Here is a 10,877-nt window from a genome sequence, read left to right as displayed (position 1 = left end):
ACGAAGGTCCGGATAGCGGAGGACCATCGTGAGCTTGTATCCGATGTAGTGGCCGTGCGTTGGAGAATAGCCCCAGCGGTAGTCTCGGTCTTTGAGCTGCTCCTTGGTGAAGCTCCGCCGGAACCAGTTCAGGTCGAGCGGGATGTCGGTTCCGTCGATGAGGAAGGTGTTCCGTCCCCGCCGCCTCCGACGGCTACCGCCGGCGTTCAGCAGCCCGGTGATCAGGGCGAGGAACTGCTCCTCCTGGAACCGGCTGAGGAAGCGGGAGAGCGCATCCACCGTCGGAACCTCGTGGATTCCCGTGAACCGGCGGAGTTTCCGCCGGGCGGTGAGCTCCCGGATTGTAGAGGCCAGATCAACGGAGAAGTAGAGGGATAGCAGGAGGATCTTGATCGCAGACTCTGCCATCGGTACCGGGGTGATCCCCTGTTTCGCGAGTTCCTGGCGGGACCGGCGGCTGGAGAGAATCTGCATGACCTGAGCAAAGAGGAACCATTTTGGCTCCTCCCGGTCCACTATAAGCGGGGAGTACATTTTTGCACCACAATCATGTATTCCCCGCCGAGTACGATCAATTTTACGGTTTTTATCTGGTTATTTTCATTAACTGAGATGTTCCCGTGTGTACTTGTATTCGAGGAAACAGAATCTCGCCCCGTTCATAGATCCAGGAATTAATCGCAATTCGATTTTAGTATGGTTTGTGGAGGGGGTTAATTTCGTATTACGAGATGATCGTTATCACCGGTTCCTCTTCGGCAGGAAGGAGGCCCTCCAGCCGTTCATCCCTGGCATGGTCTATCAGGAACGACGTGTCGAGAACGATCACACTCTCGCCTTCCCCGACCGCCGGATCTCTTCTGTGGCGGCCCTGCGTTTATCGAGATTCTTTGAGTCCTTCAGGCCTCCTGCGAACTGCCGGATGCTGCCTATCCGTTTTGTGACGAGCCTATCGATCACGTCGCTGATAGAGTCCCGGTCCTCCTTCAGCGTCAGGAGAGCATGATAGGTCTCGTCTTGGACGGCGATTGTTTTCACGTATTTGTGCATTCATACACGATAAAAATAAAATTTGCCTGTAAGCAGGGGAAGAATCACTCCTGGACTTTCCCCAGGAGAGCAGAAGTAAAACCATTTTTTATGGGTATCAGGTCATGAAGGCACTCTATTTCGTGTATATTGCAAGAATCTCGGGGATTACGGGGATTCGAGAAAGTATCTTCAAAAAGATTTGAATCAGTTGTAATCAAAGAGCAATAATATGGGCAGAATGGACGTCTTCTGGAGAGCACTTGTATTTGGACTCGTCGCATTTCTCACCAGCAGCGGAATCAGTTATGTCATTGAGGGAAGCGTGGACCGGGTTATCGCCGTCGGGACCGCCGTAGGCGTTGCCTTTGGATGCCTCGCGATACGACCGCGGTCCAGACCGTCGAATACGGAATAATCCCGATTGGTGTTCAAATAGGAATTCGCTCTTCGCCTGTGGTGGATCCATGAAAATCGATTATATCGTCAGGGAGGAACTGTGGCGGTCCGTTGCTGTATACGGATTTTCGTTCATCGCCATCGGGCTTCTCATCGTGAGCGGCTACCTGCCGCTTCCACTATCTGCTACATTCCTCCTGGCACTCATTCCCACTGCAGCCCACTTTCTTGTCATGGTATAGGCATAAGGAGCATCTGACCGACGCCACCATCACCGCTATTCTCCGCCATGCCCTCCGATTGGAGAAATGCAGGGAGAGTAAAAAAGAGTGAAGTCGCCGAAGATAGCCCCGGTCGCTGTGGGGGGCGTTTCCCGTTCGCGGACCTGTCAGCGTTCACAGGTTATGCGCCGGCACGCAGCGGTTGCCGGAATACGGCACGACAGGCCCCGCCGGCAGATCGATGCCCAGGGCCTCTTTCAAGACCTCCTCGATCGTCTCCACCGGCACGAACGCGAGCTCGCCCCGCACGTCCTCGGGCACGTCGTCGAGGTCCCGCACGTTCTCCTTCGGCAGGATCACCTTCTGGATGCCGGCCCGGTGCGCTGCAAGCACCTTCTCCTTGATCCCGCCCACCGGCAGCACGGCGCCACTCAGTGTCACCTCGCCGGTCATGGCGATCTTCGGGTCGACGGCTATGCCGGTGATGAGGGATGCCAGGGCCGCAAACAGCGTAACGCCCGCCGACGGCCCGTCCTTCGGCGTCGCTCCCGATGGCACGTGGATGTGGATGTCGCTGGCGAAGTAGTCGAACCCGGCTGCCAGATGTGCCAGCCGCGAGCGGATGAGGGAGAGCGAGATCTGCGCCGACTCCTTCATCACCTCCCCGAGCTGGCCGGTGAGCATGAGCTTGCCCTTGCCGGGCATGAACGTACACTCGATGAAGAGGATGTCCCCGCCGACCGGCGTCCAGGCGAGCCCCGTGACGACGCCGGGCGGGTTCTCCCTGCGGGCCATGTCCTGGCGGACCGGCTCTTTGCCCAGGATCTCGGGGAGCATTTCTGCCGTCACCACAAAGGGCAGGTCGGCTTTGCCGGACACGATCTTCTCGGAGACGTAGCGTGCCGTGCAGGCCAGCTGCTTCTTGAGCGCCCGCACACCGGCCTCGCGAGTATACTTATCGATGATCGCGAGCAGGGCCTCGTCCTCGATCCGCAGTTTGTCCGCGTCCAGGCCGTGCTCCTCCAGGGTCCTGGGCAGCAGATGGTCCCGTGCGATGGCGAACTTCTCGCTGCGGGTGTAGCCCGAGATCTCGATCAGCTCCATGCGGTCCAGGAGCGGTGGCGGGATGGTGGCGAGCGTGTTCGCCGTGGCGATGAAGAGCACATCGGAGAGGTCGTAGGGGACCTCCAGGTAGTGGTCCGTGAACGTGCTGTTCTGCTCGGGATCGAGCACCTCGAGAAGGGCGCTCGCGGGGTCCCCCTGGTTGGAGTAGGCGAGCTTGTCGATCTCGTCCAGGATGAAGACGGGGTTCTTCGTCCCGGCCTTCTTCATCCCCTGGATGATCCGACCGGGCAGGGAGCCGACGTAGGTTCTGCGGTGCCCGCGGATCTCCGCCTCGTCCTTGATCCCGCCCAGGCTGATCCGCACGTACTTCCGCCCGAGAGCATCGGCGATGCTCTTCCCGAGACTCGTCTTGCCCGTGCCGGGAGGGCCCACGAAGAGGAGGATCGAGCCCTGCTTCTCCTCTTTCAGCTTCATGACCGCCAGATGCTGGATGATCCGCTCTTTTACCTTCTCGAGCCCGTTGTGGTTGCTCTCGAGCACGCGGCGGGCCTCCGCGATGTCGATGCTCTTCTTCTCCGCGATCGTCCAGGGCAGGTCGAGCAGCAGATCCAGGTAGTTGCGGATGCCCGGACTCTCATGGTGCTGGCTGCCGCTCGACTCGAGCTTCTTCAGCTCGGCAAACGCCTTCTTCCGCACCTCGTCGGGCATCTCCGAGCGCTCGATCCGCTCGCGGTATCCCCCGTCGCCGGAGGCGACCTCGCCCTCGTTGAGCTCCTCCTGGATCACCCTCAGCTGCTCCCGCAGCATCGCCTCGCGGTTCGCCCTGTTCACCTTCTCGGAGACCTTCTTCGCCACCTCGAGGCGGATCTCGATACCCTCCTTCACCTTCGTCAGGAGATCCAGGAACGCCCGGTAGCGTGCCCGAACGGACACCGTCTCCAGGATCTCCTGCTTCTCCGCCAGGTCCACCGGCATGAACGGCATCACAAACCCGATGACCTGGTCGATGGAGTCCATCGAGTCGAGGGGGCGGGTGAACTGTTCGGAGCCCTGGAAGCGGCCGCTGATCTCGCGGATCGTCTTTTTGATCTCTGCCAGGATGCCGGCCCGGGTCTCCTCGTCGATGTCCGGCAGATCCGGCAGCGGATCGCATTCTGCGTAGACCAGACCCTCCTGTTCGGAGAGGTTCGTGACTCTGACCCGCAGGACCGCCTGCGCACCGATCACGTAGCCGTTCTCCGCGGGGTGGACATGCGCGATCTCGAACAGGTTCCCCACTCTGTACAGGTCGTCGAGAGAGATCTCCGACGGCTGGACGCCGCTCTTTATCGTCAGCCCGACGGCGTACGCCGACCCGGTCCTCTTCATCTCGGCGAGCAGGAGATCCCCGGTGGCTCTGTCGACCTGGAACTTCGTGCGGCTCTTCGGGTAGACCACGGTCTCGAAGAGCGGTATGACAATCACTTCTTTTGATTCCGTCTGCTGCATGGGAATACCAGTTGGTACGAATTCTACCGTATGGTCAGGATCATCTGACCTTCTTCAGGATCTCGACCAGGAGATCCAGCTCTTTCTCGTCCAGGGATTGTACAATTCTCTCGACGACCCGATTCAACGCCTTCTGTTCTGCGTCTGCGATCAGCCGCCCTTTCTCGGTCAGGCGGATGTAGGCGATCCGTCCGTCCTCGGGCGACTTCTCCTTGTAGACGCACTCCATCCGCACGAACCTGCTGATCGTCTCCGAGATCGTGGGCTTGGAGTGGCGGGTGATCTCGGCGAGTCTGCTGAATGTCACGTCGCCGTGGCGGGCGATGGCCTTCAGGTAGCCGATCTGCGTCACGGTCATGTCCGGCAGTCCGCATTCGGAGAAGATCTCGGAGGAGCACTCGTTCCTGAAATGGATCAGGCGGTCCATCAGTTCGAACAGATGCTCTTCTCTCGCCATGCCCCGTGGATCCCTCGTTAGTTTGGCTTTACCTAACTATTAAGGTTGCGATGAGGAATCGTCTCCTGCCGCGAGGACGGTGCGGGGATAGGCTAGAGGGCACCGACTGTCGTGGCGGATCTGCGGCAGGGATAGAGTGTCCGACAGCGACGCGCGAGAGATCCGGCAGGCCTGGTGTATTTGGAGAGAACGAACCGGGTGCGTTTCGGGGAGAAGGTACCCCGGCTGCGGGACTTCACGACCGCTCAATCGCCCTGCCGTCCGCCGGGACCCGCTCAGAAGAGGGATCGCCGGACGGAGTGATCCGCTCGACGGATCCGGGGGCCGGAACGGGTCGTGCCGCGAATCCCGTGCCACGCTCGATGCGTCGGACTATCCTGCAGACTGCAGGCATGCACCGGGTCGGATCGTGCGGGTTCGATTCAATAGTCTATAATGGCAGAAGGGTAACGTAATAGAAAGGAGATCTGCACGATCCCCCCGAGCATGGCGGAACGGACGGGACCCGGACCCGAGGCGAGACCCTTCCTGAAATGGGCGGGCGGCAAGACGCAGATACTGCAGGAGATCTCGGCACGTCTCCCCCCCGAACTGAGGGAAGGGAAAATTGCACAATACGTCGAACCGTTCGTCGGCGGGGGAGCGGTATTCTTCTATCTTAACCGGAGGTTTTCTTTCGAGCGCTGCTGCATCTGCGATGCCAACGAGGAGCTGGTGCTGCTCTACCGCGTCGTGAAGAGATCCGTGGACAGACTCGTCCAGGAACTGCAGTCCCTCGAGGCGGAGTATCTGTCGAAGAGCCGCACCCGGCGGGAGGCTTACTACTATGAAGTGCGGAGCGAGTTCAACCAGAAGAGATCCCGAACGAACTTCCGGAAGTACCAGGCGGACTGGATCGAACGAGCCGCCCGGATCGTCTTTCTCAACCGCACCTGCTACAACGGTCTCTTCCGCGTGAACAGGAACGGCGAGTTCAACGTCCCGTTCGGGCGATACGAAAACCCGGAGATCCTCAATGCAGATAACCTCAGGAATGCGGCGGCACTCCTGAAGACGACTCGCATCATCCTGGGAGATTTCACACGATGCAAACGATTCGTCGATAACAGTACGTTCGTCTATCTGGATCCCCCCTACCGCCCGCTGAGCGGGACAGCGTCGTTTACTAATTATTCCAGGCATGGCTTCACCGACGGGGATCAGATGAGGCTGGCGGAATTTTTCCGGGAACTGGACACTATCGGCGCGAAGATCATGCTCAGCAACTCGGATCCGAAGAACGAGGATCCCGGCGATTCGTTCTTTGACGATCTCTACTCCGGTTATTGTATCGAGCGGGTGCCCGCAAAGCGGATGATCAACTGCAACGGCAGAGGCCGCGGCGAGATCAACGAACTGATCATTACGAACTATCGGACGCAGGGGATGTGACTGTGTTCCATGCAGAGGACCGTGCCGAAACAATAGGACGTTCATCCTGTCAGCCGTTCCTGAAGGACTGCCCTCTGCGATAACAGACGGCGTGGCGGGGGTTAGGAGCCTTCCGCAAACTAATATTGCATTGCAGCGGGATCGCGGTGAATGAAGTCGTCCGGATATTTCCCCTCATCCGGAAAGAAGGGTTTCTGCCGATGCGGCAGCTTTTGCGGCAACTCCGGAAGCTTCGATCCCGAACCTGGCATCAGCGCTCTCATCGGAGCTGCACGCAGCCCGACAACCAGATCGTTCCAGGAAATGGGCGGAGCACCCTTCCAGCCGTACCGGGCTGCTCGGTGCCCAACGGGTGCAGGATTCCCCATGATAGAACGGGATGAACCTGGAATGTCTGTGGCCGGGTCGATCTTCGCCAAGCGACCTCAGGTAGGGATATAAGGGTTCGGGAAAAACCTATCAGGCACCGGTCTTCCGGAAAAGGTAGATGAGATGGCCGATACAAAGAAAGAGTATATCTCCGTGACCTGCTCGCACTGCGAGGGCGCGGGCTGCACCTACTGCGACAAAAAGGGATGCGTTCTCGTGGAGAAACCGGCGCGGAAGTGCCGCCACTGCGAAGGAGTGGGCTGCTTCTACTGCGGCTATACCGGGTGGAGCGGTCTCTACATCGACAGACTCCATGCGGCGCATCGGTGTCTCCGGGATTGACTCGGGAAAGGAAGTCACACCCGCAGTCGCGCGTGACGGGACCATGAGTATATCCCAAAGTTACCGTAAAATGCCGGATGAAAAGTATATAAAAATCCATTTTGGAAATAATTTCATATAAATTAAAAAAGATATTTAATAATAAATAAATAGTAATTGTCATAATTATGATCCATATGGATGCCCGCGTCCTCACCCTCGCCGCCTGCGGAATCTGCACGCTAGCATGCCGCAACGCCCTCCGAAAGTCCAGTGCATCACCCTTCTCCGATATCCTGCCCGCGCAGGGGAGCGTGCTCTTCGACCTGGTGCTCACCCTGGCGTCGGGAGCGGCCACATGGTTCGACCTGACCGCCGGGAAGTATCTCATCTCCATCCTCCCCGCGGATCCATCCGCGAAGATCCAGATGCTGCCGGAACCTTTTGCCCGCGAACGGCTGACCGATGTGGGCGGGGATGTCGTGAGCCTGGACCGGCAGACCCGCCTGACCATCGCCAACCCCGTGAGCGGAGGGGAACCCGAGGTGGTCGCCGTGCGGATCGTGCGGATGAGCCCGTAATATCCCTCTTTTCCGACACCGTTTTCTTTTCCCGTCCGGCCGCAGCCGACAGAGATCGCCTGCCGCCATGATACCTTCTGGAGGATGTGAGGGATGGTACGCATGCCGGTCGGGAGACGATGTCAGCCGCGCATCGGAACCTGCGGGATGGGTATGCAGACGCCGTCCCTACTCGAAGTCGGGCCGGCCTCCGGATTGCTCCCTCGGCCCCGTCTCATACCTGCATGGTGCCTGCAAGACGGCATTCTCCCGGAAGGAACTGGCATCGATCTCTCCGGATTCGCTGCCGTGCGGCCATCCACCCGCGATTCCGTATCGCAACCGAGGACGTCCAGGGCATCCCACATCGGAACATGGCGGCCAGGCATTGTCCCGGGAGATCCGGGATCGATGCGGAACCGAATCCGCCGCGCGGCTCTGCCGCGATCCCGCAGCGAGATTCCAAAAATTAAAATCCCCGTCCCGCACCCGGAGAATGGGAGACATGGCGAGGGAACTTTCGGAACGGGACATCGAGATCCTGGGAATACTGGCCCCGGAGGTGGAGGAACTGATCTCCATGGGCGCACAGGTGGAGTTCCACAACGTCCTCCCCCCGGTGTCCCGGCACTTCGCCCGCGACGAGCACGACTTTGCCGAACGCCTCCGCCGGCTGTCGCCCGCCCAGCTGGAGTACCTCGCCGGGGCGATCGGGGACGGCTCCGAGAACCTCGGCTGCATGCCGCCGGAGGATGTGGAGGCGCTCCTGGACGTCCTGCGGGAGAAGGTCTCCGGTGCGGCGGCGGAGAAGGTGCGGGCGGCGTACGGGAGCGGCGGGGAGTGCGGGTAACGGCTCCTACCGCCTCTCGAGCAGGGAGGCGAGCTCCCTCATCTCCCGGATGTGGAACTGTCCGGAGGCGGTCGGTGCCCCCATATGGCAGTACGCCCACGCCGACCCGAAGAGGGGAAGGATCGCCCGTGCGAAGGAGTACCGCGCCCCCATCACTCCTGTGCAGATGGGCTTCTCCGCCGAGAGCGTGAACGAGAGGAGGTCGAGCACGTCCCGTTCGCTCCCGGGGCTGACCACGATCTTGGGGATGTCGCCGTAGGACCGCAGGCTCTCCTCGATCTCACGGAGCTCTCCGGGGGACGGCATGTCCCTGCGGTGGCAGGAGGCGACGATCCGGCTTCCCATGTCCCGGATAGCCGCGGCATGCTCCGAAAACCGCCTCTCCACATCGACGTAGTCCGCTCCCGCGGCCAGGGGGGCGATCGCCGAGAACCAGTCTGCCGGACTGCCTCCGAAGCGCCCGCCCTCCGTGACGGAGCGGAGCGTCAGGATGCGAGGCGCCCTCGCCGCCAGGAGACGATCCCGCGACAGCCCTTCCGCCGTCATCAGGTCCAGCCGCAGCTCGATCAGGTCCGCGCCGAGCCGCTCTGCCTCTGCGATATCCTCCGGGTTCTGGAGCGATACGACGATCTGCATGCACCTCACCGTTTGAGGCCCCGCAGGAAGTGCCCCGCCGTGATGCCGCCGAGCGACATCCGTTTCGCCTCCTCTTTGAGGCGGGCGAGCTCCTGCTTCCAGCCATGATCCCTTCTCTCTGCCGCATCAACTGCCTTTCGGTAGAGAGCGGTCATCTCGCGGACGTACCGCGGAGAGCGCCCCCGCGCATCGATGGCGATCCCGTCAAGCCCGATGGAGAAGAGCGCGGGCATGTGATCGATCAGGCAGAGTTCGACGGCGTTGAGGATGCGCGTGCGGCACTCGGTATCCAGGAGGAGGGGGAACTCCCGATTCCGCTCGTCGCGAAGGGTCCAGGCTTCTCCTCCCGCCCTCTCCACCGCGCCTGCCGTGCAGGGCAGGCAGTCCTCCGCGATCATCGCCTCAAGGTTCCCCTGCACCAGGATCTCGAGAGCGGGCGCGCCTGCCGCCTGGCTCGCCCTCTGAACGAGGACTGCGAGCGAATCGGCGGAGAGCTCCGGCGAGAGCGTCAGGCGCTCCAGCGGCGGCGCGAGCGCCAGGACCGTGCGGTGGTTCCAGATGTTCAGCCCCGCCCCGCCGCATACGGCCATCCCGGGCCCGGCCTCCCGTACCGCCTGGGCGAGCCCGTGCCCCTCCACCATCACCCCGTACACCCCCCGCCCGTATGCCACGGGGATCAGGGGCAGCGCCGTGTCCAGGAAGCGGCGGCGCGCGATGCGGGGCCACTTCCAGAATAGCGTGGCGCCGGCGCGGGCTGCAGACTCTGCCGCCTCCCCGAGCGCGGCCAGGAGGGAATCGGCGTCCGGCGCAGGCTGCGCAGGCGGAGCCCGCGCCCCTCCCGAGCACGGGGCGGGGAGGCGGGGCTCCAGGTAGATGCGGTGGCACCCGCCCTCGATCGCTGCCTGTACGGACGCCGGGGTGTCCACGTAGCAGGCGATGGAGGGCGCCCTGCCCGCTCTTCCCTGCTCCGGCTTTCGGGAGAGAGCGGAGACAGCCGCGTCCAGCCGCACCTTCGCGGCCGACACCTCGTATGGGTCCGGCAGGCAGGCGGCGACGAGAGCCTCCCGCGCCTTCTCCAGGAAATCCCGGCGGAGGCGGTTCAGGTCTCCCGGTGTGGCGAAGAGGCCAGGGAGATGCCGGACTGTGATCGTGCGGAACGCGAACCCCGTTCCGCCGGTGCGCTGCAGGTGCGATCTGACGTCCTCTCCGGTCAGGGGTCGGCTGACCGCGGGCTCCATGCGGAAGTGGCCCCGGTGCCGCACCTCGATCGTCCCCCGGGGCCCGGTAAAGGTGCCGATGAGCAGCGGGGTGCCGTCCGCCTCCCACTCCACCGCCAGATCGATCGGGAGGGGCGCCCTCCGGCCCGGACCCGCAACGATCCGCTTGGCCCGCCGCTCCAGATCGGCGCGGCGAGTGATGGAGACGCAGGCCCCCTCCCGCACCGATCCCCTGATCGGAAGCCAGAGGAGGCCGTCCCGTTCCACGGGATCCCTCCGCAGCACGATGCCGATGCCCCCGCCCCCGCCACCATTCAGGACGACCTCGATCCCGTCGCCCCGCTCCGGGCGGATGCCGCCGCCGATCAGCTCGAGTCCGATCTCCCGCCGGGAGCGGTCGACGGCCGCCACTCGCCCGGCATGGAGCCCGCGGTTGTCCGGCCGCTCCCTCCCCATGACGGTGTCCTGCAGGATGTAGCCGCCGCTGAAGCCGCGGTTGAACGCCAGCGCCAGGTCCCGCTCGTCTTCGGCGGAGGGCTCGAAGCGGCCTTCGGCGATCGCCTGGAGCGCTCTGCGGTAGATGTCCACGGCGACGGCCACGTACTCGGGGGACCTCATCCGTCCCTCGATCTTGAGGGCGACGACGCCGAGCTCGACGATCTTGTCGAGCTGGGGGTAGACCTCCAGATCCCGCGTCGAGAGGAGGTAGCGGTCCTGCAGCGCGACGGGAGCCTGGTTGGTGGGGCGGCCGTAGATATCCTGCGCTCCCCGCAGGAGGGTGTAGGGCTTCCGGCAGGGCTGGGCGCACATGCCGCGGTTCCCGCTCCTCCCGCC

The 10,877-nt window shown here is 62.4% G+C and carries 12 protein-coding genes; 5 read left to right on the top strand and 7 right to left on the bottom strand.

Annotated elements, in window-relative coordinates; translation table 11 throughout:
* A partial coding sequence (locus QMC96_07450; GenBank protein ID MDI6876589.1) for a transposase occupies positions 1–534 on the bottom strand: 534 nt, incomplete at its 3' end.
* A gap of 291 nt (positions 535–825) precedes the next feature.
* A complete protein-coding gene (locus tag QMC96_07445) occupies positions 826–1,038 on the bottom strand; it encodes an antitoxin VapB family protein (protein ID MDI6876588.1) in 213 nt (70 codons plus the stop codon).
* Between the two features lie 458 nt (positions 1,039–1,496).
* Here QMC96_07445 and QMC96_07440 point away from each other — a divergent pair, with 458 nt between their 5' ends.
* Entirely contained in the window at positions 1,497–1,670 is a 174-nt protein-coding gene (locus QMC96_07440) for a hypothetical protein (GenBank protein MDI6876587.1), read from the top strand.
* A 153-nt stretch (positions 1,671–1,823) separates the two neighbouring features.
* On the opposite strand, the gene lon is transcribed toward QMC96_07440, so the two are convergent.
* Both lon and QMC96_07430 read right to left on the bottom strand, forming a co-directional pair.
* On the bottom strand, positions 1,824–4,202 hold the full coding sequence (lon, locus tag QMC96_07435; GenBank protein MDI6876586.1) for an endopeptidase La: 2,379 nt from the start codon (positions 4,200–4,202) through the stop codon (positions 1,824–1,826).
* A 40-nt stretch (positions 4,203–4,242) separates the two neighbouring features.
* Positions 4,243–4,659, bottom strand: a complete 417-nt coding sequence (locus QMC96_07430) for a MarR family winged helix-turn-helix transcriptional regulator (GenBank protein ID MDI6876585.1) — start codon at positions 4,657–4,659, stop codon at positions 4,243–4,245.
* Between the two features lie 486 nt (positions 4,660–5,145).
* On the opposite strand from QMC96_07430, the gene QMC96_07425 reads away from it, so the two are divergent.
* Complete coding sequence (locus QMC96_07425; protein MDI6876584.1) at positions 5,146–6,090, top strand: DNA adenine methylase; 945 nt, start codon at positions 5,146–5,148, stop codon at positions 6,088–6,090.
* Between the two features lie 119 nt (positions 6,091–6,209).
* On the opposite strand, the gene QMC96_07420 is transcribed toward QMC96_07425, so the two are convergent.
* Positions 6,210–6,509, bottom strand: coding sequence for a hypothetical protein (locus QMC96_07420; GenBank protein MDI6876583.1), 300 nt, complete (start codon positions 6,507–6,509; stop codon positions 6,210–6,212).
* A gap of 73 nt (positions 6,510–6,582) precedes the next feature.
* Here QMC96_07420 and QMC96_07415 point away from each other — a divergent pair, with 73 nt between their 5' ends.
* The 3 genes from QMC96_07415 (at position 6,583) to QMC96_07405 (ending at position 8,190) form a co-directional block, all read left to right on the top strand.
* Positions 6,583–6,801 carry a hypothetical protein gene (locus QMC96_07415; protein ID MDI6876582.1) on the top strand — a complete coding sequence of 73 codons (219 nt, stop codon included), beginning with the start codon at positions 6,583–6,585 and terminating at the stop codon, positions 6,799–6,801.
* A gap of 176 nt (positions 6,802–6,977) precedes the next feature.
* Positions 6,978–7,361 (top strand): hypothetical protein, encoded by a 384-nt coding sequence (locus QMC96_07410; GenBank protein MDI6876581.1) that lies wholly within the window; start codon positions 6,978–6,980, stop codon positions 7,359–7,361.
* Positions 7,362–7,845: 484 nt separating this feature from the next.
* Positions 7,846–8,190 (top strand): hypothetical protein, encoded by a 345-nt coding sequence (locus tag QMC96_07405; GenBank protein ID MDI6876580.1) that lies wholly within the window; start codon positions 7,846–7,848, stop codon positions 8,188–8,190.
* A gap of 6 nt (positions 8,191–8,196) precedes the next feature.
* Here the strand turns inward: QMC96_07405 and QMC96_07400 are convergent, their stop codons facing one another.
* Both QMC96_07400 and QMC96_07395 read right to left on the bottom strand, forming a co-directional pair.
* Positions 8,197–8,826 (bottom strand): type I 3-dehydroquinate dehydratase, encoded by a 630-nt coding sequence (locus QMC96_07400; GenBank protein MDI6876579.1) that lies wholly within the window; start codon positions 8,824–8,826, stop codon positions 8,197–8,199.
* A 5-nt stretch (positions 8,827–8,831) separates the two neighbouring features.
* Complete coding sequence (locus tag QMC96_07395; GenBank protein MDI6876578.1) at positions 8,832–10,853, bottom strand: DUF3656 domain-containing protein; 2,022 nt, start codon at positions 10,851–10,853, stop codon at positions 8,832–8,834.
* Positions 10,854–10,877: the final 24 nt, after the last annotated feature.

The sequence above is a fragment of the Methanomicrobiales archaeon genome, from assembly GCA_030019205.1.
In the GTDB taxonomy this organism is placed as follows: Archaea; Halobacteriota; Methanomicrobia; order Methanomicrobiales; family JACTUA01; genus JASEFH01.
This window is presented reverse-complemented; position numbering and strand designations above follow the sequence as displayed.